This window comes from Silvania hatchlandensis, assembly GCF_025564065.1.
GTDB classification, from domain to species: domain Bacteria; phylum Pseudomonadota; class Gammaproteobacteria; order Enterobacterales; family Enterobacteriaceae; genus Enterobacter; species Enterobacter hatchlandensis.
Window position 1 is genome coordinate 308,323 of sequence record NZ_JAMGZK010000055.1, and the last position, 21,012, is coordinate 329,334.

24 protein-coding genes are annotated in these 21,012 nt (G+C 57.5%); 16 read left to right on the top strand and 8 right to left on the bottom strand.

The features are described from left to right. The first annotated feature begins 47 nt into the window (after positions 1-47). Entirely contained in the window at positions 48-779 is a 732-nt protein-coding gene (gene exbB, locus M8014_RS22310; RefSeq protein WP_271284544.1) for a tol-pal system-associated acyl-CoA thioesterase, read from the top strand. A gap of 6 nt (positions 780-785) precedes the next feature. Next, positions 786-1,211 (top strand): TonB system transport protein ExbD, encoded by a 426-nt coding sequence (gene exbD / locus M8014_RS22315; protein ID WP_271284545.1) that lies wholly within the window; start codon positions 786-788, stop codon positions 1,209-1,211. Positions 1,212-1,290: 79 nt separating this feature from the next. Here the strand turns inward: exbD and M8014_RS22320 are convergent, their stop codons facing one another. The 3 genes from M8014_RS22320 to M8014_RS22330 all read right to left on the bottom strand — a co-directional run bounded on the left by M8014_RS22320 (position 1,291) and on the right by M8014_RS22330 (position 3,134). Next, the gene (locus tag M8014_RS22320; protein WP_271284546.1) at positions 1,291-2,187 is read right to left on the bottom strand and encodes an SDR family oxidoreductase; all 897 of its coding nucleotides are present in this window, start codon (positions 2,185-2,187) and stop codon (positions 1,291-1,293) included. Positions 2,188-2,284: 97 nt separating this feature from the next. After that, a complete protein-coding gene (locus tag M8014_RS22325) occupies positions 2,285-2,737 on the bottom strand; it encodes a cytoplasmic protein (protein WP_271284547.1) in 453 nt (150 codons plus the stop codon). Next, entirely contained in the window at positions 2,730-3,134 is a 405-nt protein-coding gene (locus tag M8014_RS22330; protein WP_271284548.1) for a hypothetical protein, read from the bottom strand. The genes M8014_RS22325 and M8014_RS22330 overlap by 8 nt, the downstream gene beginning before the upstream one ends. 103 nt (positions 3,135-3,237) lie before the next feature. Here M8014_RS22330 and M8014_RS22335 point away from each other — a divergent pair, with 103 nt between their 5' ends. Both M8014_RS22335 and M8014_RS22340 read left to right on the top strand, forming a co-directional pair. Next, entirely contained in the window at positions 3,238-3,741 is a 504-nt protein-coding gene (locus M8014_RS22335) for an ESA_00282 family adhesion-associated protein (protein WP_271284549.1), read from the top strand. 81 nt (positions 3,742-3,822) lie between these two features. After that, complete coding sequence (locus tag M8014_RS22340; protein ID WP_271284550.1) at positions 3,823-4,317, top strand: TIGR00645 family protein; 495 nt, start codon at positions 3,823-3,825, stop codon at positions 4,315-4,317. 42 nt (positions 4,318-4,359) lie between these two features. Here M8014_RS22340 and M8014_RS22345 read toward each other — a convergent pair whose 3' ends face one another. Next, the gene (locus M8014_RS22345) at positions 4,360-5,400 is read right to left on the bottom strand and encodes an aldo/keto reductase (RefSeq protein ID WP_271284551.1); all 1,041 of its coding nucleotides are present in this window, start codon (positions 5,398-5,400) and stop codon (positions 4,360-4,362) included. An 83-nt stretch (positions 5,401-5,483) separates the two neighbouring features. Between M8014_RS22345 and yghX the strand changes: the two genes are divergently transcribed. The 3 genes from yghX (at position 5,484) to M8014_RS22360 (ending at position 8,678) form a co-directional block, all read left to right on the top strand. Beyond that, a complete protein-coding gene (gene yghX / locus M8014_RS22350; RefSeq protein ID WP_271284552.1) occupies positions 5,484-6,371 on the top strand; it encodes a YghX family hydrolase in 888 nt (295 codons plus the stop codon). A gap of 374 nt (positions 6,372-6,745) precedes the next feature. Then, positions 6,746-8,296, top strand: coding sequence for a methyl-accepting chemotaxis protein (locus M8014_RS22355; protein ID WP_271284553.1), 1,551 nt, complete (start codon positions 6,746-6,748; stop codon positions 8,294-8,296). Positions 8,297-8,390: 94 nt separating this feature from the next. After that, positions 8,391-8,678 (top strand): DUF2623 family protein, encoded by a 288-nt coding sequence (locus tag M8014_RS22360; RefSeq protein ID WP_271284554.1) that lies wholly within the window; start codon positions 8,391-8,393, stop codon positions 8,676-8,678. Here M8014_RS22360 and fucR read toward each other — a convergent pair. The 4 genes from fucR to yghU form a co-directional block, all read right to left on the bottom strand. Beyond that, positions 8,660-9,376 (bottom strand): L-fucose operon activator, encoded by a 717-nt coding sequence (fucR, locus tag M8014_RS22365; protein WP_271284555.1) that lies wholly within the window; start codon positions 9,374-9,376, stop codon positions 8,660-8,662. The two genes, M8014_RS22360 and fucR, sit on opposite strands and share 19 nt — an antisense overlap. Beyond that, entirely contained in the window at positions 9,373-10,356 is a 984-nt protein-coding gene (locus tag M8014_RS22370) for a sensor domain-containing diguanylate cyclase (RefSeq protein WP_271284556.1), read from the bottom strand. The genes fucR and M8014_RS22370 overlap by 4 nt, the downstream gene beginning before the upstream one ends. 167 nt (positions 10,357-10,523) lie before the next feature. Continuing rightward, positions 10,524-10,856 carry a glycine zipper family protein gene (locus M8014_RS22375; protein WP_271284557.1) on the bottom strand — a complete coding sequence of 111 codons (333 nt, stop codon included), beginning with the start codon at positions 10,854-10,856 and terminating at the stop codon, positions 10,524-10,526. A gap of 149 nt (positions 10,857-11,005) precedes the next feature. Then, on the bottom strand, positions 11,006-11,875 hold the full coding sequence (gene yghU / locus M8014_RS22380) for a glutathione-dependent disulfide-bond oxidoreductase (protein WP_271284558.1): 870 nt from the start codon (positions 11,873-11,875) through the stop codon (positions 11,006-11,008). 256 nt (positions 11,876-12,131) lie between these two features. On the opposite strand from yghU, the gene M8014_RS22385 reads away from it, so the two are divergent. The 9 genes from M8014_RS22385 (at position 12,132) to M8014_RS22425 (ending at position 21,006) form a co-directional block, all read left to right on the top strand. Next, positions 12,132-13,721 carry an ABC transporter substrate-binding protein gene (locus M8014_RS22385; RefSeq protein WP_271284559.1) on the top strand — a complete coding sequence of 530 codons (1,590 nt, stop codon included), beginning with the start codon at positions 12,132-12,134 and terminating at the stop codon, positions 13,719-13,721. A gap of 46 nt (positions 13,722-13,767) precedes the next feature. Next, the gene (locus M8014_RS22390) at positions 13,768-14,721 is read left to right on the top strand and encodes an ABC transporter permease (RefSeq protein WP_271284560.1); all 954 of its coding nucleotides are present in this window, start codon (positions 13,768-13,770) and stop codon (positions 14,719-14,721) included. A gap of 5 nt (positions 14,722-14,726) precedes the next feature. Next, positions 14,727-15,572, top strand: a complete 846-nt coding sequence (locus M8014_RS22395) for an ABC transporter permease (protein WP_271284561.1) — start codon at positions 14,727-14,729, stop codon at positions 15,570-15,572. After that, positions 15,565-16,542, top strand: a complete 978-nt coding sequence (locus M8014_RS22400) for an ABC transporter ATP-binding protein (protein WP_271284562.1) — start codon at positions 15,565-15,567, stop codon at positions 16,540-16,542. The genes M8014_RS22395 and M8014_RS22400 overlap by 8 nt, the downstream gene beginning before the upstream one ends. Beyond that, positions 16,539-17,516: an ABC transporter ATP-binding protein gene (locus tag M8014_RS22405; protein WP_271284563.1), complete on the top strand. Its 978-nt coding sequence runs from the start codon at positions 16,539-16,541 to the stop codon at positions 17,514-17,516. The genes M8014_RS22400 and M8014_RS22405 overlap by 4 nt, the downstream gene beginning before the upstream one ends. Positions 17,517-17,582: 66 nt before the next feature. After that, positions 17,583-19,106: a cobyric acid synthase gene (locus tag M8014_RS22410; RefSeq protein WP_271284564.1), complete on the top strand. Its 1,524-nt coding sequence runs from the start codon at positions 17,583-17,585 to the stop codon at positions 19,104-19,106. Continuing rightward, positions 19,103-19,648 (top strand): bifunctional adenosylcobinamide kinase/adenosylcobinamide-phosphate guanylyltransferase, encoded by a 546-nt coding sequence (gene cobU, locus M8014_RS22415; RefSeq protein ID WP_271284565.1) that lies wholly within the window; start codon positions 19,103-19,105, stop codon positions 19,646-19,648. The genes M8014_RS22410 and cobU overlap by 4 nt, the downstream gene beginning before the upstream one ends. Continuing rightward, on the top strand, positions 19,645-20,403 hold the full coding sequence (gene cobS / locus M8014_RS22420) for an adenosylcobinamide-GDP ribazoletransferase (protein ID WP_271284566.1): 759 nt from the start codon (positions 19,645-19,647) through the stop codon (positions 20,401-20,403). The genes cobU and cobS overlap by 4 nt, the downstream gene beginning before the upstream one ends. Before the next feature lie 3 nt (positions 20,404-20,406). Then, positions 20,407-21,006, top strand: coding sequence for an adenosylcobalamin/alpha-ribazole phosphatase (locus M8014_RS22425; protein ID WP_271284567.1), 600 nt, complete (start codon positions 20,407-20,409; stop codon positions 21,004-21,006). Positions 21,007-21,012: the final 6 nt, after the last annotated feature.

Genomic DNA, 21,012 nt, shown 5'->3' on the forward strand with positions numbered 1-21,012 from the left:
GATATTATTATGCTCAGATTTTGTGATTTGCGTCCTGGAGATACCGAGTGGGTAATAATTTGATGCAGACGGATCTCTCCGTCTGGGGTATGTATCAGCATGCCGACATCGTGGTGAAGATTGTGATGATCGGCCTGATTCTGGCGTCTGTCGTCACCTGGGCTATTTTCTTTAGCAAGAGCGTTGAGCTGATCTCGCACAAACGCCGTCTTAAGCGCGAGCAGCAGCAGCTGGCCGAAGCCCGCAACCTGAATCAGGCGAGCGACATGGCTTCTTCGTTCCAGGCAAAAAGCCTGACAACTCTGCTGATCAACGAAGCGCAGAACGAGCTGGAGCTTTCCGCGGGCAGTGAAGACAATGAAGGCATTAAAGAGCGTACCGGCTTCCGTCTGGAACGTCGCGTCGCCGCAATTGGTCGCCATATGGGCCGGGGTAACGGTTTCCTCGCCACCATTGGTGCGATTTCGCCATTCGTGGGTCTGTTCGGCACCGTCTGGGGCATCATGAACAGCTTCATCGGCATCGCCCAGACGCAAACCACCAACCTTGCCGTTGTGGCCCCCGGCATTGCCGAAGCCCTGCTGGCGACGGCGATTGGTCTAGTTGCTGCTATCCCGGCGGTGGTTATCTATAACATCTTCGCCCGTATGATTGGCAGCTACAAAGCAACCCTCGGTGACGTTGCCGCACAGGTTCTGCTGTTGCAAAGCCGCGATCTGGACCTGAGTGCCAGCTCCGCGAAGCCTGTCCGTTCTGCTCAGAAATTACACTTAGGTTGATTCGTCATGGCAATGCGTCTTAATGAAAACCTGGACGATAATGGCGAAATGCACGAAATCAACGTGACGCCGTTTATCGACGTCATGCTGGTTTTGCTGATTATCTTCATGGTTGCTGCGCCGCTCGCGACAGTGGACGTTAAAGTCAATCTGCCGGCTTCTTCAAGCCAGCCGCAGCCGCGTCCGGAAAAGCCAATCTATCTGTCGGTGAAAGCGGACAAAACGATGTTCCTCGGTAACGATCCGGTGACCGACGAGTCAGTGATCCCGGCGCTTAACACGCTGACTGAAGGTAAGAAAGACACCACGGTGTTCTTCCGTGCCGATAAGTCGGTCGACTATGAAACCATGATGAAGGTAATGGACACGCTGCATCAGGCGGGTTACCTGAAGATTGGTCTGGTCGGCGAAGAGAAAACAGCGGCCAAATAAGCGCAAAACGGCAACCAACAGGTTGCCGTTTTAGATCTGTAGGCCCGGTAAGCGTAGTGCCACCGGGCAGATCCTCACACTACCCCAGATGTTCTCCCCCGCATACGCCGTGCACTTCCGCCGTCACGTAGCTCGATTCCTGACTCGCCAGATAGACGTACACCGACGCCAGTTCAGCAGGTTGTCCCGCGCGCTTCATCGGCGTCTGCTGTCCAAATTTTGGGATTTTTTCCTGCGTCTGGCCACCGGAAATCTGCAGCGCCGTCCAGATGGGGCCTGGCGCGACGACATTGACGCGTATCCCGCTTTCCGCCACCTGTTTCGCCAGCCCACGGCTGTAGTTCAGTATGGCTGCTTTGGTGGAGGCATAGTCCAGCAGATGCGGACTTGGCTGATAGGCCTGAATCGACGAGGTGGTGATGATGCTGGCCCCGGCGGGCAGCAGCGGCAACGCCTCCTGGGTTATCCAGAACAGCGCCAGCACGTTCACCGCATAGGTTTCTTTGAACTGTTCGGTGGTCAGATCGGCAATTTTCTCGACGGCGACCTGCTTCCCGGCCACCAGTGCCAGCACGTCCAGCCCGCCTAACGCTTCGTGGGCTTTATGCGCCAGCGAACGGGCAAAGTTTTCGTCACTCAGATCGCCCGGGATGAGCACCGCGGTGCGTCCCGCGTCTTCGATCAGCTGTTTGACCTGCTGCGCATCTTCTTCTTCAGCGGGCAGGTAGTTAATGGCGACATCTGCCCCTTCACGTGCGTAAGCGATGGCGGCAGCACGCCCAATCCCGGAGTCGCCTCCTGTTACCAGCGCCTTACGATCCAGGAGTCTACCGCTGCCCTTGTAGCTCTTCTCGCCGCAGTCCGGAACCGGGTCCATCTTGCTTTGCACGCCAGGTGCGGGCTGAATCTGCTGCGGGTATTCACCGGTGTAATACTGAGTGGTGGGATCCTGAATTTTGCTTTGCGAAGTGGTCATACATGTTCTCCTTGCTTGCATTGTCAGCTTTTAAGCTTAGGAGAGTCGCCAGCTGGCAGGGATCATCCAGGATAATCCCGAATGCGGAGGAGGGGGTTTAAGGCTTTTCTGAGGTTGGGGCCGTTTTAGCGGCCAGCGCCTCTTCATCCAGCGCGACGGTGGTGACGTTAGAGGTCCGGTAGCCTTCTTCGGCCAGCTTGCGGGTTACGCGCAGAGTGGCGGTTTCACGCGCCAGTAAATACTGGTAATTGCTTTCCAGACGGGCGAGGATTTTTTCTTTTAATTCCGGGCGTTGCGTCATGATGGCATTGATGGTCGCGCCGTAGATCTCTTCTTTAACCTGCAAGGGATAAATCTCCCGCCGGTTTTGCCATTTCAGCCGCACCAGACCCGCCGGGATCGAAAGTAGCTCTTTGGCAATGCGCTGCAGTTCACCGTTCTTAATCTGTTTAAGCGCTTCAAGGTTTTGCTCTAAGATAAATTCATCGCTTTTTTTGTCATCTAAAGTCAAATAAACGTTATTATTATCAGTATCCTTCACGTTATTCATCCTCAAGCTTATAAAAAACAGGTGAATTTCGCTCGCAGGTAATTAGGTTTAACCAGATTTCATTACCCGCTTCGTTTATTTCATCGGTCTTTTCAGTCAATATTTGACTTAGAGCCTGCGCATCTATTTCGCCTTCCGCCTGCAGATCATTGAGCAGGCGGGCGAACACTTCGATTTTAACCACCCGAAATAACCGGTCCTTAATATGGCGGTCGTGCTCTTCAAGCAACATATTGCGGGAGTTACCGGTACGGGTAACACCAATTAATATATCAGGTGCGAAATCAGCGAGCGTTCTTTTCCCCTTAGTGAAATTTGCATTGCTTTCTGCTTCTGGCGGTTTGGGTTCCACGGAAGAAATGTGAAACTTGGCCGGAACCAGATTGTCGGGCAACATTTTATATTTCCTTTAATTTCAACGGGGTAGGGTTGTCAGGAGTGTGAGATTCGTTGACAATAACATGAGGCAAATTTAAAATCAAAAAAAATGGAGCCTGCCTATGAACAGCATTTTTTATACTGTCATTACTTTGTTATTGCTTACCGCCGGGGTTCTTTTATTGATGCGCGAGTTCAATAAAAGTAACGAGGCACAGAATGCACACACCCAGGCACCGCCAGAGCGGATGTCAAAAGAAGAGGGCGAAGACCATTTTTCAATGCTGATGAATGCGATTACGCCGGTATGGTACTGGCGTGTAAATCATGAATATATTGATTTTCTCCATGCCACAATTAAACGAATGAATATGGTGGAAATAAATAGCATTCCCGATCTGTTTGACGCTCAGCGTCGTTGCAGCGATCTAAACTCAGCGGTGTACAAGTATTATGACAATATCAAAAAGCGCTGCCTGAACGGCGAAAAGGTGTCCCATTCCGATCTGGAGGTGATGAACCTGCGCCAGTGTTTTCGTGAGTTTAGCCTCGAAGCCTACCCGTCGCTGGTGGTGCTGGTATGGCCGGAGTATCAACGGCCGATCGTTAAACCTGATGAAGTGTAAGGTTTTTGTAGTTTAGTTGTTGCAAACAATTTGTGCTGTTGCGATATACTGCGTTCTGGTTTCGTTTGCTGACAGGACACTATGGAACGCTTTTTTGAAAACGCAATGTATGCCTCCCGCTGGCTATTAGCCCCAGTCTATTTTGGCCTCTCGCTGGCGCTGGTTGCCCTCTGTATTAAATTCTTCCAGGAAATTTTTCACGTCCTGCCGCATATATTCAGTATCGCTGAAGCCGATCTGATCCTGCTGCTGCTGTCGCTGGTAGACATGACGCTGGTAGGCGGTCTGCTGGTGATGGTGATGTTCTCGGGCTATGAAAACTTTGTCTCGCAGCTGGATATTGACCCCAGTAAAGAGAAGCTGAACTGGCTCGGCAAAATGGATGCCTCGTCGCTGAAAAATAAAGTGGCCGCATCGATTGTGGCGATCTCGTCGATTCACCTGCTACGGGTGTTTATGGATGCTAAAAATATCCCGGATAATAAGCTGATGTGGTACGTGATTATCCACCTGACGTTTGTGCTGTCGGCGTTTGTGATGGGGTATCTGGATAAGCTTAATCGCAGCAGTAAATAGGCGATGATGGCCCTCTCTCCCCGACGGGGAGAGAGGTATGAACTACTTATCCGATGACGCCTGCCATAAATTGAGCTGACCGTCCGTCACGTGCTGGTCAATCCGCTGCAGTTCATCCTCGCTAAAGTGCAGATTATTCAGCGCCTGCACATTCTCCTCCAGCTGCTCCGTGCGGCTGGCACCAATCAGCACTGACGTCACGCGATCGTCTTTCAGCAGCCAGCTGAGCGCCATCTGCGCCATGGTCTGGCCACGTTCCTGCGCCATCTCATTCAGCATCCGCAGGCTGTTCAGGTTGGCCTCGGTCAGCATCGTCTCCGTTAGGCCGCGCGCTTTTTTTCCTTCACGCTGCATCCGGGAACCGTCCGGGATACCGTTCAGGTATTTTCCGGTCAGCAGCCCCTGCGCCAGCGGCGTAAAGGCGATACAGCCCGTGCCGTTGGCCGCCAGCGTCTCCAGCAGGCCGCTCTTATCCACCCAGCGATTAAGCAGGTTGTAAGAGGGTTGATGGATCAGCAGCGGGATCTTCCACTCGCGCAGCAGCTCGGTCATTTTCTGCGTACGTTCCGGGGAGTAGGACGAGATGCCGACATACAGCGCCTTGCCGCTCTGCACCGCCTGCGCCAGCGCAGAAGCGGTCTCCTCCATCGGCGTGTTTTCATCCACGCGGTGTGAATAGAAGATATCCACATAGTCCAGCCCCATACGGCTGAGGCTTTGATCCAGACTGGCGAGCAGATACTTACGTGAACCACCCGCGCCGTACGGACCTGGCCACATGTCGTAGCCGGCTTTGGTAGAGATGATCAGTTCATCGCGATATGCCGCGAAATCGTCGCGCAGCAGGCGGCCAAAATTTTCCTCCGCGCTGCCTGGCGGTGGGCCATAGTTATTAGCGAGATCAAAATGGGTGATGCCGCAGTCGAAGGCTTTGCGCAGCAGTGCACGCTGTGAATCAAGGGCGTGGACGTGGCCGAAGCTGTGCCACAAACCGAGGGAGAGCGCGGGTAAGCGCAGGCCGCTTTTACCGCAGTAACGGTACTGCATATTCTCGTAGCGGTCAGGGGAGGCGTTCCAGGGCATGATGTCTCCTTTGTTAGTGATTAATTTTCGAAACGGCGTTTCTATTCTATCCTTAGTTCGTTCACAATTCATGGAGATATGCGATGACGCGTATGACCGCCAAAGACTTTCCTCAGGAATTGCTCGACTACTACGACTATTACGCTCACGGCAAAATAAGCAAGCGTGAGTTCCTCAATCTGGCGGGCCGCTATGCCGTTGGCGGCGTCACGGCGCTGGCGCTGTTTAATATGCTTAAGCCCAATTACGCCCTCGCCGAGCAGGTGAAGTTCACCGATCCGGATATCCTCCCCGAATACATTACCTATCCCTCGCCGGACGGACATGGCGAGGTGCGTGGCTATCTGGTGAAACCGGCCAAAGCCAGCGGTAAAGTCCCGGCAGTGGTGGTTGTGCACGAGAACCGCGGCCTTAATCCTTATATTGAAGATGTGGCCCGTCGGGTCGCGAAGGCGGGGTATATTGCGCTGGCGCCGGACGGCTTAAGCTCGGTGGGCGGCTACCCGGGTAACGATGAGGAAGGAAAGGTGCTGCAGCAGAAGGTCGATCCCACTAAGTTGATGAACGACTTCTTTGCCGCCATCGATTTTATGCAAAAGCATCCGGATGCCACCGGCAAAGTGGGGATTACCGGCTTCTGCTACGGCGGCGGTGTCTCGAATGCGGCGGCCGTCGCCTGGCCGGAGCTGGCCTGTGCGGTGCCGTTTTATGGCCGACAAGCGCCCGTCGCCGATGTCGCCAAAATTAAGGCGCCACTGCTGCTGCATTATGCGGAGCTGGATAAGAACGTTAACGAAGGTTGGCCGGCTTATGAAGCCGCGCTGAAAGCTAATGGCAAAGTGTATGAAGCCTGGATCTACCCTGGCGTGAACCACGGGTTTCATAATGATTCAACCCCACGCTACGACGAACCTGCAGCGGAGTTAGCCTGGAAAAGAACCCTGGGATGGTTTGAGAAATATTTGAGTTAACCCGCCTGAAAATGCCCGGCAGGATATTTGCCGGGCTCCTTGTTATAAATCCGCGTAATAACCCTGATTATATCTTTAGTCTTCGCCATGTGCTTTATGACGTTTTTATTACGGATCAATACCGTTTCGCCCTTAATAATTATGCGGGTAATGAATGCTGAAGATGCTTACTATTTGCAACTTTATGAAATGTAAAGGCGGATTGTTTGAATGGGTATTTATCGCGCCTCCGGTATCTATTCCAATAAATATTAAATGGAAATGAAAAGTTTTATAAAACTAACCAATAAAAGGTATCGCTTCGCATTTTATTGCCGATAACGAGGGTAATACCCGCCTCCGGGCGATATCTCCCTCATGGCAAGGAAATAAATATGCAAGTGCTTCGTAATTTCACGATCCGGTTCGTCATGCTGACGATTCTGGGGATCTTTTGTTTAATGTGGGCGGGCGTTGGGCTGTATAGCACCTGGGCACTGTCACGCGTTGCGGACGGTAATGACGTGGATCGGCAGCTGGTCAAACAGATGACGGTACTGAGCCAGGGGAACGATCAGTATTTCCGCTTTGTCACCCGCCTGAGCCGCGCGATGGACGTGCAGGCGTCGGGCGGCACGGCCGATCTCGCGCCTGTGCAGCAGGCGCTGGACAATATGGCCAGCAAGCTCGATGAACTGAAAGCGATTTCGCCGGGGCCAATGAATGCCCAGATTTCCACCCAGGTGATCGCCAGCTGGCAGGCGCTGCTGGAGAATGGCGTCAGGCCTCAGATGCAGCTTGCGCAGCAGGGGAATGTTGACGGCTATCGCCAGCAGGCGAACAGCGTCACCCCGCCCCTGAGCCGCGCGTTTGGTGCCAGCGCTGAACAGTTCAGCAAAGCCGCCGACACCATCCTCGACAGCACCCGCGTGACCGTGGATGGCCTGACCAGCTTTACCCGCACGGCAATTATCACGGCGACGATTATTGGCCTGCTGATCCTGCTGTTCACCGACCGCTATCTGGTCGCGATGCTGGTGAAACCGTTGGATCGCATCCGCGAGCATTTTCGCCAGATTGCGCAGGGCGATCTCAGTCAGCCTATTGCGCCGTTTGGCCGCAACTGCGTGGGGCAGCTGGTGCCGCTGTTGAGTGCGATGCAGGACAGCCTGCGCGAAGCGGTGAGCACTATTCGTTCTGGCAGCGAGAATATCTGGCGCGGCGCCACCGAGATCTCCACCGGCAATAACGATCTCTCCTCACGTACCGAAGAGCAGGCTGCCGCCCTGGAAGAGACGGCCGCCAGCATGGAGCAGCTTACCGCCACGGTGAAGCTGAACGCAGACAGCGCCCGCGAAGCAAGCCAGCTGGCCGATGTGGCCTCAACCTCCGCCAGCCGTGGTGGGATGCTGGTGGAAAAGGTGGTCAGCACCATGACCGGTATCTCCGTCAGTTCACAGAAAATTGCCGAGATCACCAGCGTGATCAACAGCATCGCCTTCCAGACCAATATCCTGGCGCTTAACGCGGCAGTGGAAGCCGCACGCGCGGGCGAGCAGGGACGCGGTTTTGCGGTGGTTGCTGGCGAAGTGCGTAATCTGGCGAGCCGCAGCGCAAACGCGGCCAAAGAGATTGAAGGGCTGATTGCCGACTCGGTCTCCCGCGTGGAGCAGGGGGCAAAACTGGTTAACGACACCGGCACCACCATGGAAGCGGTGCTGCGCGATGTCAGTGAAGTGACCACCATCATGAAGCAAATCGCCGCGGCCTCGGAAGAGCAGAGCAAAGGGATTTCGCAGGTAGGGGTGGCCATCACCCAGATGGACGGCGTGACCCAGCAGAATGCCTCGCTGGTGGAGCAGGTGTCGGCGGCGGCGGCGGCGCTGGAGCGTCAAACCGAAGAGCTGCAGCGTTCAGTGCAGAAGTTCCGCCTGTCGGCCCAGTAGCCGTTGGCTGCTTTCTGCAGCCCCATAAATAGCAGTAGCCAGCGATGAAAATATCGCTATATAATTTATTATATAGCGATTGGGGGGCATTGTGATGGATAACCATTTTGGCAAAGGGTTGATGGCGGGAATGAACGCCGCACAGGCAGATACCGCCAGCAGCGTGGCGCATTTCTGTTCCGATTATAAACGCGGCTTTGTGTTGGGCTTCTCCCACCGGATGTTCGAAAAAACCGGTGACCGGCAGCTCAGCGCCTGGGAGGCGGGGATCTTAACCCGTCGCTACGGGCTGGATCGCGACCTGGTAATGGACTTCTTTAAAGAGAGCGATGCCAGCACCACCGTGCGGTATTTTATGGCGGGCTACCGTCTGGAAAGCTGAGCGTCGGTGATGATTTGTGTGACCTGCGACAGATCGCCAATCTTCACTTCGCTCGAGCGCTGAAACTTACTTTTGTCGATCAGCAGCAGTGACTGGCTGGCACGGCTCAGCAGTTGCGTCTTAAACCCGGCATTGTGCGGGGCGGGATCCCACATCACGCCCTGCTCATCCACCCCTTCGCAGGAGAAGATAAACAGGTCGATCTCCAGCGATTTCAGTTGGGTGACCAGCGCCGGGTTCACGTAACAGCGGTACTTGCGCTCCAGCGTCCCGCCCGAGCAAATCAGGGTCACACGTTCACGCTTCGCCATCTCGTGGCAAATGGGCAGGCTGTTGGTAAACACCGTCAGCGCGATGTCCGGCAGCTGGCGCGCCAGATGAAAGCAGGTGGAGCTGGCATCAAGCGCCAGAGTCATTCCTTCGCTGACCCAGTCCAGCGCGTGGCGGGCGATATCGGCTTTATCCGCGTAGTGGCTTTTCAGGCGTGCGCCAAACGGCTCGCCGCCGTCGCGATGATCCGGATGGATCGCCCGGGCGCGCCCGTGATGACGCACGATCTTCCCCTGCTGCTGAAGCTGCTTCAGATCGCGGCGAATCGTCTCTTTGCTCACCGCAAGCGATGCGGCAAGCGCGTCCGTCGTCATTCCGTCGCACGCCGCCAACTGGCGGAGGATCTCCTGCTGGCGGCTGTTTTTCATGGATGGGTTCCGCTACGGGACACCGACAGCAGCGTCTGGCCGATGGCCACGCCGTTTTTGCCGGTGTGCTTAATCTGGTACATGGACTGATCGGCCCGTCGCAGGGCATTGATAAAATCATCCTGCGGCTGGACCTCGTCGATGCCCACCGACGCTCCCACCTGCGCCTGGCCGTTGTCCAGCTCGAAAGGCGTCAGCGCCGCGTTCAGGCACCTGTGCGCGGTCTGGTTGATCAGCAAACTGTTGAGCGGGTAGGGCAGCAGCAGCACAAACTCATCTCCCCCCAGCCGCCCGACCACTGCATCCGGCGGGCAGGTATCGCGCAGGCGCTGGCTGAGCTGGATCAGCAGCTCATCGCCGCTGCGGTGACCAAAGGTATCGTTGACCATTTTAAAATCATCAAGATCGATAAAGGCAACGCACAGCGGCCCCTGGGCTTTAAGCTGGGTGAAGTGTTTGATCAGCGCATGGCGGTTGGCCAGCCCGGTCAGCGGATCGTGATTCGCCAGCAGGGCAAGCTGCTCTTCGTACTGCTTCTCTTTAGTCATGTCGATATGGGTGCCGGTCACCTTGAGCGGGTTGCCGTGTTCATCCCACTCGCTGACGCGACCGCGATCCAGCACCCAGGTGACGGTGCCGTTTTTATGCTGCATCCGGTGCAGCGCCTCGTAGAAAGGGGTTTTGCCGTGCAGATGATCGTAAAATGCATCGAGTACGTTTTGCTTATCGTCCGGGTGCAGGTGTTCCCGCCAGACCTCAAACTGGGCGCTTAACTCTTTAGGCTGATAGCCCAGCATCGACCCCCAGCGGCGGTTATAAATAATCAGCTTGCCGCTCGGGACGTCGAGCTGCCACAAACATAACCCCGTCCCGTCGAGCGCAGCACTGAGCTTGCTGCGGGCGTCGCGCGCCAGCCTGGCAAGCCGGGTATTGTGCTTTTTCAGATTCTGGATCTGTTGTTTCAGCGATTTTTCTGACATGCGAATCATCTGAATAAAAAAATATTGATGCCAGTTTAACGGAAGGAAGTAAATATGCTGTTGAAAAAAGACAATGATTTGCGCCAGGGCTTATATTCAGGGATGAAAGGAAATAAAAACGACGTGTGGGCTAAAAAGCCGGGTGGCGCAACCACCCGGCTTTTGTATCAGTGGGTGGCCTCGCCAACCATGCCGCCTGCACCGGCACCGAGTGCGGCACCTTTCAGGACGCTGTTGCCGGTGACCACCGCTGCACCAGCGCCGACCGCGGCACCAATGGCCCCGCCCTTGCGCGCGGCTTTGCCTTTCTCACCGTTTTTGAACATCGCTCCGGTGCCGGCCCCGACGACCGCGCCGCCGACGGTGGATTTTACGCTTTTGCCCGCGACGGCACCGATGGCGGCACCCGCCAGCGCCCCGGTAGCGGTTTTATCCGCAGCCAGGCTTGTGGCAGAGAAGATCAGTGCGCTGAGCAGCAGCGTGGTTTTGATGTATTTCATGGCAGTTCCTTTGTCAGAGTGGGTGTTACTGCGGGGATACTGCCAGCAGCATCACAGCCTGGGGTAGGCCGATAATGCCCCGAGGGGAAAACTCATCGTATTCTGATAGAACGGGCATCAGCCGGGCGGTGAACCGCCCGGCTCAAGGATTAACCCTGACGTTTATCTTCGGTCTGGGTGTCGAAGTCGCTGGCGGCATGACGCTCATGCAGCTGTTCGTTCAGCTCGCCGTTGGTGCGGTTGACGATACGCCCGCGCTTCACCGCCGGACGGTTAGCGACATCCTTCGCCCAGCGCTGGACGTTCTTGTAGCTTTCCGCATCGAGGAACTCGGCTGCGCCATACACCTGGCCGAGCGCGACGCTGCCAAACCACGGCCACACCGCGATATCGGCGATGGTGTACTCATCCCCCGCCACGTAGCGGCTGCGCGCCAGCTGTTTATCCAGCACGTCGAACAGGCGCTTAGCTTCCATGGTGAAACGGTCGATCGCGTACTCAATTTTCACCGGGGCGTAATGATAGAAGTGACCAAAACCGCCGCCAAGGAACGGGGCAGAGCCCTGCAGCCAGAACAGCCAGTTCAGGGTTTCCACCCGGCCTGCCGGATCTTTTGGCAGGAAGTGGCCGTATTTCTCAGCGAGGTAGAGCAGGATATTGCCCGACTCAAAGATGCGCGTCGGCGGGGTGGTGGAGTGGTCGCGCAGAGCCGGAATTTTGGAGTTCGGGTTCACATCGACAAACCCGCTGGAGAACTGATCGCCCTCGCCGATGCGGATCAGCCACGCGTCATATTCCGCACCAGTCACCCCGAGCGCCAGCAGCTCTTCCAGCAGGATAGTCACCTTCTGGCCGTTTGGCGTGCCCAGGGAATAGAGCTGCAGCGGATGCGAGCCGACCGGCAGCGCTTTCTCGTGCGTCGCACCCGAGATCGGGCGGTTGATACTGGCAAATGCGCCACCGTTATTATTCTGCTTCCATTCCCAGACTTTTGCTGGCTGATAAGAATCATCTGACATGCTGATCTGCCTTTTTCATGAGGTGTTGAGGCAGTTTAGCAGGCATTCCGTGAACGGTTTAACGAACTGAGCGCATAAGGATATGAGCCATTACTTAATAAGCTTATATATATCTAAATCGTTATAAGCTTAATCAAAAATCGCATTTTCATTGTTAATGCGTATGCCTCTAAAGCTGAATATGATGCGCACTCAGATATCGTTAAAATAACAACCTGCAGTTAAAAAAACTTTCAAGGCAAGGAGTTAGTGAGATATGCGTAAGCCAATAGTATCTGCTGTTCTGGTCGCCCTGGCGCTGGTCGCCGCCGGCTGTGATGATGCCAAAAATAAAGACAACGCAGCGGCCCCGGCGGCCAAAAATGATGCGCCAAAAGAGGGCGGCTCGCTGATTATCGGCATTACCTCCGGCGACCCGCTGGCGGTGAACCCGCTGTACGCCAGCGACCGCACCACCCTGACCATCATGCAGGCGCTGTATGCTCCGCTATACAGTTTTAACGAGGGTAAAATCGAATGGGGCCTCGCCGAAAGCCTGACCCCGGCGGCGGATAACCTCAGCTACACCCTGACCTTAAAGCCGAATCTCAAATGGCAGGACGGCCAGCCGCTGACCGCTGATGACGTGGTGTTTACCTTTAACAAGCTGCTGGACGAGAAGCAGCACAGCTTCTTCCGCAGCATGTTCACCTACGGCGGTAAGCCCGTTGCGGTCAGCAAAGTGGACGATCGCACCGTTAAGTTCACCCTGCCGCAGGTGAGCGCGGCCTTTACCGGCACCCTGGTACAGATCTACCCAATCCCGCAGCACGTGTTCGCCAGTGAAAGCGATCTGGAAAAGAGCAGCAAAAACGATACCCCAGTCGGCTCCGGCCCGTTCAAATTTAAAGAGTATCGCGCAGGGCAGTATTTCGCGTTGACCCGTTTTGACGATTACTGGAACGGCAAAGCGAAGCTTGATTCCGTGACTTACCGTTTTGCCAAAGACAGCAACTCCGCTAACCTGGCGCTGCAGAACGGCGAGATCAACCTCAAGATGGTGGATCCGCAGGACGTGTCGCGCCTGAAAAATACCGGTAAGTTTGACTTCGTGGTCTACCCGGAAGGGCGTCTGGCCTACATGACCTTCAACCAGAACGTGCCGGTGATGAAAAGCAAGGAACTGCGTCAGGCCATTGCGTACGCCATCAATAAAGACGAGCTGACCCAGACTGCGTTCACCTCGCTGGATTACGCGAAACCGGCCACCTCGTTCCTGACGCCGGATACGCTGTACCAGACCGACGACGTAGAGCAGTACAAATTCGACCAGCAAAAAGCCAAAGATCTGCTGAAAGCCTCCGGTGCGCCAGAAAACCTCAAGCTGCGTCTGGCCTACGTTAACACCAACAAAACCCAGGAGAGCATGGCGCTGTACATTCAGCAGCAGCTGAAGGGGATTGCGGTGAACGTTGAGCTGATGCCGCTGGACGCCAACGCCATGTCCCAACGCAGCCTCGACATGAACAACACCGCATGGGAGCTGAACCTTGGTGGCTACATCATGGGCGCTGAGCCGGACGGCTACAAATCGCTGTTTATGAGCAACGAAGCCTATAACTACGCCCACTATAAGAACCCGCAGTTTGATGCCCTGTGGGATAAAGGCGCAGTTGAGACCGATGCGGGGAAACGCGCGGAGACCTACAAGCAAATTCAGCAGACGGTGGCGAACGACATGACCTATTACCCGATTGCCTACACCAACGCCACCGTCGCGGTGGATAAACGCTTTGGCGGCACCGCGGAAGCGGAACCGAAGCCGGTGTATATGTTCCAGGACCTGTCAAAAATCTATCAAAAATAAGCCGTAGCCCCGGTCTGCTGGCCGGGGTCATTTTTAAGGGCAAGTCGTGAACACATTACTGATGCGTCGGTTGCTGCAACTGATACCGATGCTGTTCTTTATCTCGCTGGTGGCGTTTTTGCTGGTCAAACTCGCCCCTGGCGATCCGGTGGCGGCCTACATCACCCCGCGCATGGCGCCCGAGGATATCGAGCGGATCCGCCAGAGCCTGGGGCTGGATAAGCCGCTGGTCACGCAGTATTTTCTGTGGCTGAAAAACATTTTGCAGGGCGATCTGGGTTACTCGCTGATCTATCACCGTCCGGTGCTGACGATGATCGCCGAGCGCATTCCGGCCACCTTAGGCTTGATGGGCGCCTCGCTGCTGATGGCGATTGTCCTGGCCATTCCACTGGGTCTTTTGGCGGGCGCATTTAAGCACCGTTGGCTGGATCATGTTCTGAACCTGTTCGCCTATATTGGCATCTCGGTGCCGATCTTCTGGTTCGGGATCCTGCTGATCACCGTCTTCGCCGTGCAGCTCAACTGGTTCCCCAGCATGGGGATGCGAACTATCGGCATGGAGGATAACTGGCTGGACGTGGTGCGCCATGGCGTACTGCCGTGCATTGCGCTGACCTTTTATAACCTCTCAAGCTACGTGCGCTATATCCGCTCCAATACCATTTCGCAGCTCTCGGCCGATTACGTGCAAACGCAGCTTGCCTATGGCGCAACGCGGACCAGCATCCTGTTCCGCCATGTGCTGAAAAACGTGCTGCTGCCGGTGATCACCCTGTTTGGCCTGTCGTTTGGCGAGCTGGTGGTCGGGGCCTATGTTACCGAAAGCGTCTTCTCCTGGCCGGGAATGGGCCTGCTGGGGATCCAGTCGATCACCTCCCTGGACTACCCGCTGATTATGGCGATCATCATGCTCTCGTCGCTGATGCTGATCGTTGGCAACCTGATCGCCGACTTGCTGTATCGCTTCGCCGATCCCCGCATACGTACCCTGAGGTAACCCGGATGAGCAGACGCTGGCAACAGGTGGGTCACCAGTTGCGCCGCAATCGTCCGGCGCAATTCTCTTTACTGGTGTTGTTTATTTTTATCGCCGCTGCGCTGTGCGCGGGGCTGAGTCCTTACGATCCGGATCAGATGTCGCTGGGCGCCCGCACTCTGGCGCCCGATGGCGCGCACTGGTTTGGCACCGATGAATATGGCCGGGATTACTTCACCCGGGCCCTGTACGGGGGGCAAATCTCGCTGATGGTGGGCTGTCTGGCGATGGTCTTTTCCACCCTGATTGGCACTGTCGTTGGGACGGTAAGCGGCTACTTCGGTGGCTGGCTGGATAACCTGATGATGCGCGCGGTGGATATCCTGATGGCGATCCCGGCCTTCTTCCTGCTGCTGGTGCTCAACGCGTACCTGAAGCCGGGGGTGGATAACATCATCATGATCATTAGCCTGCTGACGTGGATGAACATGTCCCGGCTGGTGCGTGCCGAAACCTTGTCGGTGAAAGAGCGCGAATATGTGCTCTACGCCCGCGCCTGTGGCGAACACCCGCTGCGCATTATCCTGCGCCACATTATTCCCGGCGTGTTGCCGACTATTATCGTCGCCGCCACGCTGAATATCGCCTCGGCTATTTTAATGGAATCGACGCTGAGCTTTCTCGGGCTGGGCGTGCAAGCGCCTGCTGCGTCGTGGGGGAGTATGCTTAATAATGCCCAGTCGTACATTGGCGAAGCTTCATGGCTGGCGATGTTCCCCGGCATTCTGATCCTGCTGACGGTGTTCAGTTTTAACGTGCTGGGCGACATATTCCGTACCGCCTTTGAGCCGGGAGCGAACCGCAATGAGTAACTTACTTGAACTCGATAACCTGCAAACCACCTTCCGCACCCACGATGGCGATGTCCATGCGGTGCGCGGGGTGAGCTTCCACGTGCAGGCCGGTGAGCTGGTGGGCATTGTCGGTGAGTCCGGCTGCGGCAAGAGCGTCACCTGCAAGTCGGTAATCCAGCTGCTGGGCAGCAACGGGCGCATTACCGGGGGCCAGATCCGCTTTAACCAGGACGACCTGGCGCAAAAAACGCCGCAGCAGATGCGGGCCATTCGCGGGAACCAGATCGCGATGATTTTTCAGGATCCGATGACCGCGCTCAACCCGGTGCTGACCATCGGCAAACAGATGACGGAGATCCTGGTCCGCAACAAAGGCTTAAGCAAAAAAGCGGCGAAAGCGGCGAGCATCGCGATGCTGGAGCAGGTGGGGATCGCCGAGGCGGTGCGGCGCTACGACCAGTATCCGCACGAGTTCAGCGGCGGGATGCGCCAGCGGGTGATGATCGCCATTGCGCTCTCCTGCGACCCTAAACTGCTGATTGCCGATGAGCCGACCACTGCGCTGGACGTCACCATTCAGGCGCAGATCCTGCGCCTGCTCAAAAGCCTGCAGCAGAAAACGCACACCGCAATCCTGCTGATCACCCACGATCTGGGCGTCGTCGCGCAGGTGTGCAGCCGGGTGGTGGTGATGTACGGCGGGCTGGTGATGGAAGAGGGCAGCGTGGAGGATATTTTTTACCGTCCGCAGCATCCGTATACCCAGGGGCTGCTGGCGTCGCTGCCGCACCCTGAGCAGACCAGCCATCGCCTGTCGCCGATCGAAGGCTCGCCGCCGGGGCTGCTGAATCCGCCCCCGGGCTGCCCGTTTGCTGAACGCTGTCTGCAGCGGATGCCGCAGTGCGAACGCCAGCCGGCGTTTTACAGCCAGGGGGCCGGGCATCGCGCCGCGTGCTGGCTGTTAGAGGATAAGGGAGTTCAGGTATGAGCGAGCACAACGCCCCGCTGGTGAGCGTGCGGGATCTGCGAAAACACTACAGCTTAAACGGCGGGCTGCTGCGCAAAGGCGTGGCGGTGAAGGCCGTTGACGGCGTCAGCTTTGATATCCAGCCGGGGGAGACCTTTGGCCTGGTGGGCGAATCCGGCTGCGGGAAATCGACCCTCGGGCGCGCCATTCTGCGCCTGTTTGATATCACCTCGGGCGAGATCCATTTCGCCGGGCAGGAGATCGCCAAGGCCCGTGAAAAACAGCTCAAGCCGCTGCGCAAGCGGATGCAGGCGATTTTCCAGGATCCCTGGTCGTCGCTCAATCCCGGCATGACCGTCCAGCAGCTGGTGGCGGAGCCGATGCAGGTCCACGGCTACAGCCGGGAAGAGCAGCGGGAGCGTACTGAAACCCTGCTCTATAAAGTCGGGCTCAGACAGGAACATTTGCAGCGTTATCCTCACGAGTTCAGCGGCGGCCAGCGTCAGCGGATCAGCATTGCCCGGGCCCTGTCGGTGCGCCCGGAGTTTGTGCTGTGCGATGAGCCGCTGTCGGCGCTGGACGTGTCGGTGCAGGCGCAGGTGGTGAACATTCTTCAGGATCTCCAGCAGGAGCTGGGGCTGACCTATCTGTTTATCGCCCACGATCTGTCGATGGTGCGCCACATTTCGACGCGGATCGGGGTGATGTACCTTGGCAAGCTGGTGGAGGTGGCCCCGGCGAATGCGCTGTATCAGCACCCGGCGCACCCCTACACGCGCGCCTTGCTGGCCGCGGTGCCGCAGCCGGACCCGCGGATCCGCAATCTGGAGCAGGCGACGCTGCGCGGGGAGATCCCCGGCCCCACCTCCGTGCTGCCGGGCTGTAAGTTTTGCAGCCGCTGTCCGCACGTGATGCCGGTGTGTCGGCGTGAAGAGCCGGCGATGCAGGAGATTGCTCCCGGTCATTTCGCGGCGTGCTGGTTATTTAAGGTGTGAGGATGTTCCTGACGGCGAGAAAGCCTTAACATTCAATTCGTACAGTGAATGATTAAAGGAGTAGCCATGACGCAGGCAATTATGCTGCAGGGCACCGCCTCCGATGTGGGCAAAAGCGTGCTGGTGGCGGGCTTGTGCCGCATTTTTTATCAGGATGGCTGGCGTACCGCCCCGTTTAAGGCGCAAAACATGGCCCTCAACTCTGGGATCACCCCGGACGGCAAGGAGATGGGACGGGCGCAGATCATGCAGGCCGAAGCCGCCGGGATCGCCCCGGACGTGCGGATGAACCCGGTGTTACTCAAGCCCACCAACGTTAGTCAGGCGCAGGTGGTGCTGATGGGCGAGGTCGTAAGCTCGATGGATGCGGCCCGCTACCACGACTTCAAACCGCGCCTGCGCGAGCAGATCGCCGGAGTCTACCGCAGCCTGGCGCAGGAATATGAGATCCTGGTGCTGGAAGGTGCCGGTAGCCCGGCCGAGATCAACCTGCGCGATCGGGATATCGCCAACATGGGGATGGCGGAACTCGCCGAATGCCCGGTTATTCTGGTAGCGGATATCGATCGCGGCGGGGTATTTGCGGCAATCTACGGCACCCTGGCCCTGCTGCAGGCGCACGAGCGCTGGCGGGTCAAAGGGGTGATCATCAATAAATTTCGCGGCGACGTGGCGCTGCTCGCCTCCGGTCTGGAACAGATTGAGGCGCTAACCGGCGTACCGGTGCTCGGCGTCATGCCGTGGCTGGAACTCGATCTGGACGAAGAGGACGGCGTTGCCTTGCAGCGCGGGAACAACCTGCGTCAGCCTGCGCGGGATATCGACATCGCAGTGGTCCATCTGCCACACATTGCCAACTTCACCGATTTTAACGCCCTGTCGGCGCAGCCGGATGTCCGGGTGCGCTACGTCAGCCAGCCGCAGGAGCTGGACGGCGCTGACCTGGTGATCCTGCCCGGGAGTAAAAATACCCTCAGCGATCTGAACTGGCTGCGCGAGAGCGCGATGGCGCACGCGGTGCTGACCCGTGAGCGTGACGGCGTGCCGCTGCTCGGGATCTGCGGCGGGTATCAGATGCTGGGTGAGACCCTGATTGATGAGGTCGAATCCGGCCTCGGGCGCATGCCGGGCCTCGGGCTGCTGAACACCTCCACCCGCTTTGCCCCCCACAAAACCACCACTCAAGTGAAGGCTCGCATGGCCGCGTCGTTGCCCGGCTGGCTGGGGGCGCTCGCCGGGATCCCTGTCTGCGGTTACGAAATCCACATGGGACAAACCGTGCTGGGTGAGGGGGCGCAACCGGCCCTGTGGCTGCATAAAGAGCATGTACAAATTGCCGACGGGGCGGTGAGCGACGACGGGCAGGTGTGGGGAACCTATCTACACGGGCTGTTTGACAGCGACGCCTTTACCCGCGCGCTGGTGGATGGCCTGCGGGCGCGTAAAGGGCTTGCTGCGCTGGAGACGACATCCGATTACGCCGCTTACAAAGCGCAGCAGTTTGATACCCTGGCGCAGGCGATGCGCCAGCACATCGATATACAAAAAATTTATCAGGTAATGCGTGAGCATCAGGAGTTAACGGAATGATTTTAGTGACCGGTGGGGCGCGCAGCGGTAAAAGCGCCCACGTCGAGGGGTTGGTCGCCAGGCAGTATTCGCAGGTGTTGTACATTGCCACCTCGACCCTTACCGACGATGAGATGGCGGCGCGTATTGCCCGCCATCGCGCCCAGCGGCCTGCGCACTGGCGCACGCTGGAGGGCTATCGCGATCTCGGGGCGCTTATCCGCGAGCAGGCGCAGCCGGGGGAGGCGGTGATCGTCGAGTGCATTACCACTTTGCTGGCAAATCTGCTGTACGACGAATCGGGCGGGGGTGACCCGGAAACGCTGGATTTTGCGCCGCTGGAGGCGTTTTTGCATCAGCAGATCGACGGGCTGATCGACGCCTGCCAGCAGAGCGGGATGCTGGTGTACATCGTCACTAACGAGCTGGGGATGAGCATCACCCCGGAAAACCGGCTGGCGCGCCATTTTGTTGATATTGCGGGCCGGGTGAATCAGCGTCTGGCTCAGGCGGCAGAGGAGGTCTGGCTGGTGGTATCAGGGATTGGAGTCAAAATTAAATGAGATTAAGCATGTTGTGGGCAACGCTGCGCCTGATGAGCCGCATTCCGGTGCCGGAAAAATGGGCCGACGGCGTGGAGTTTCGCCAGCTGGCGCGGGGCGTACCCTGGTTTGTGCCGATCGGAGCCCTTATCGGTGGGCTTGCCGCCCTGGTGGCGCTGGTGGTCAGCCAGACCGGCGGCGGAATGTACGTCGGCGCAGTGGCTTACGTACTGGCGCTGGTGCTGCTCACCGGCGGGTTCCACCTCGATGGGCTGGCCGACACCTGCGACGGGATTTTCTCCGCCCGCAGTCGGGAGCGGATGCTGGAGATCATGAAGGACAGCCGGTTGGGCACCTTTGGCGGCCTGGCGCTGGTGTTCTCTATCCTGATCAAGGTTTCCGCCGTGATTGGCCTCGCGCACCTTCCGGCGAGCCAGTGGTTTACGCTGCTGATCTGCGCCCCGGTTGCCGGGCGCGCGGCGCTGGTGCTGGGGATGTACGGCCAACGCTACGCCCGCGAGGGCGAAGGGATGGGCAGTCTGTATATTGGCCAGGTCAGCGTGCGCGAAACGGCGATCACCCTGCTGGGCGGAGCCATCGCCGTCGGACTGATCGGCGGTCTGCACGCCCTGGCGGCGCTGCTGGTCAGCTACCTGGCGATTGCGGGTCTGGTGCGCTATCTTCGCCGCCGCCTCGGTGGACAAACCGGCGACACGCTGGGGGCGCTGGCAGAGAGCGCGGAGATGGTGTTTCTGCTGGCATTATTGTGGGTCTGATATATGCGATTTTTTCTGGTTCGTCACGGGCAGACCGCCGCTAACGAAAGCGGTCTGTTCTACGGCAGTACCGATCTCCCCCTGACTCCGCACGGGGTCGAGCAAAGCACGCGTGTGGCGGGTTTGCTGGCAGACGTTTCATTTAGCCAGGCGCTTTGCAGCCAGCTTCAGCGCGCGCAGCAGACTGCGCAGCTGATTATCACCGCCTCAGAGACCGACCCGCGTCTGAACGAGATGCATTTTGGCCGCTGGGAGATGCGCCACTTCAGCAGTATCGCTGAAGAGGAGCCAGATGCCTGGCAGTGCTGGCTGGACGACTGGCAAAACGCCACCCCGGGCGGTGGCGAGCCGTTCCCGCAGTTTGCCGGACGGGTGAAAGCGGTGGCTGATGAACTGACCCTGCGACAGGAGCCGGGCGACATGTTGATTGTGGCGCATCAGGGGGTGTTAAGCCTGCTGCTGGCCCACTGGCTGCAGATGCCGACGGAGTCGCTGTGGCATTTCCCGTTTAGACAGGATGCGTACACGATGGTCGAAAATCGTGGCGGATTTATGGTGTTACGCGTATTTAACGACCGCAGCCCTTTTCGGTCAGATGAGTGAGACGAG

Bases quoted from the DNA above. Each gene is read 5' to 3' on its own strand.
- fucR (WP_271284555.1), bottom strand. From the start codon at position 9,376: ATGAAAAACAGCCGCCAGCAGGAGATCCTCCGCCAGTTGGCGGCGTGC.
- exbD (WP_271284545.1), top strand. From the start codon at position 786: ATGGCAATGCGTCTTAATGAAAACCTGGACGATAATGGCGAAATGCAC.
- M8014_RS22405 (WP_271284563.1), top strand. From the start codon at position 16,539: ATGAGCGAGCACAACGCCCCGCTGGTGAGCGTGCGGGATCTGCGAAAA.
- M8014_RS22395 (WP_271284561.1), top strand. From the start codon at position 14,727: ATGAGCAGACGCTGGCAACAGGTGGGTCACCAGTTGCGCCGCAATCGT.
- M8014_RS22360 (WP_271284554.1), top strand. From the start codon at position 8,391: ATGGATAACCATTTTGGCAAAGGGTTGATGGCGGGAATGAACGCCGCA.
- M8014_RS22375 (WP_271284557.1), bottom strand. From the start codon at position 10,856: ATGAAATACATCAAAACCACGCTGCTGCTCAGCGCACTGATCTTCTCT.
- M8014_RS22335 (WP_271284549.1), top strand. From the start codon at position 3,238: ATGAACAGCATTTTTTATACTGTCATTACTTTGTTATTGCTTACCGCC.
- M8014_RS22370 (WP_271284556.1), bottom strand. From the start codon at position 10,356: ATGTCAGAAAAATCGCTGAAACAACAGATCCAGAATCTGAAAAAGCAC.
- M8014_RS22410 (WP_271284564.1), top strand. From the start codon at position 17,583: ATGACGCAGGCAATTATGCTGCAGGGCACCGCCTCCGATGTGGGCAAA.
- M8014_RS22355 (WP_271284553.1), top strand. From the start codon at position 6,746: ATGCAAGTGCTTCGTAATTTCACGATCCGGTTCGTCATGCTGACGATT.
- cobU (WP_271284565.1), top strand. From the start codon at position 19,103: ATGATTTTAGTGACCGGTGGGGCGCGCAGCGGTAAAAGCGCCCACGTC.
- yghX (WP_271284552.1), top strand. From the start codon at position 5,484: ATGACGCGTATGACCGCCAAAGACTTTCCTCAGGAATTGCTCGACTAC.
- cobS (WP_271284566.1), top strand. From the start codon at position 19,645: ATGAGATTAAGCATGTTGTGGGCAACGCTGCGCCTGATGAGCCGCATT.
- M8014_RS22385 (WP_271284559.1), top strand. From the start codon at position 12,132: ATGCGTAAGCCAATAGTATCTGCTGTTCTGGTCGCCCTGGCGCTGGTC.
- M8014_RS22330 (WP_271284548.1), bottom strand. From the start codon at position 3,134: ATGTTGCCCGACAATCTGGTTCCGGCCAAGTTTCACATTTCTTCCGTG.
- M8014_RS22340 (WP_271284550.1), top strand. From the start codon at position 3,823: ATGGAACGCTTTTTTGAAAACGCAATGTATGCCTCCCGCTGGCTATTA.
- M8014_RS22345 (WP_271284551.1), bottom strand. From the start codon at position 5,400: ATGCCCTGGAACGCCTCCCCTGACCGCTACGAGAATATGCAGTACCGT.
- M8014_RS22400 (WP_271284562.1), top strand. From the start codon at position 15,565: ATGAGTAACTTACTTGAACTCGATAACCTGCAAACCACCTTCCGCACC.
- M8014_RS22425 (WP_271284567.1), top strand. From the start codon at position 20,407: ATGCGATTTTTTCTGGTTCGTCACGGGCAGACCGCCGCTAACGAAAGC.
- yghU (WP_271284558.1), bottom strand. From the start codon at position 11,875: ATGTCAGATGATTCTTATCAGCCAGCAAAAGTCTGGGAATGGAAGCAG.
- M8014_RS22320 (WP_271284546.1), bottom strand. From the start codon at position 2,187: ATGACCACTTCGCAAAGCAAAATTCAGGATCCCACCACTCAGTATTAC.
- M8014_RS22325 (WP_271284547.1), bottom strand. From the start codon at position 2,737: ATGAATAACGTGAAGGATACTGATAATAATAACGTTTATTTGACTTTA.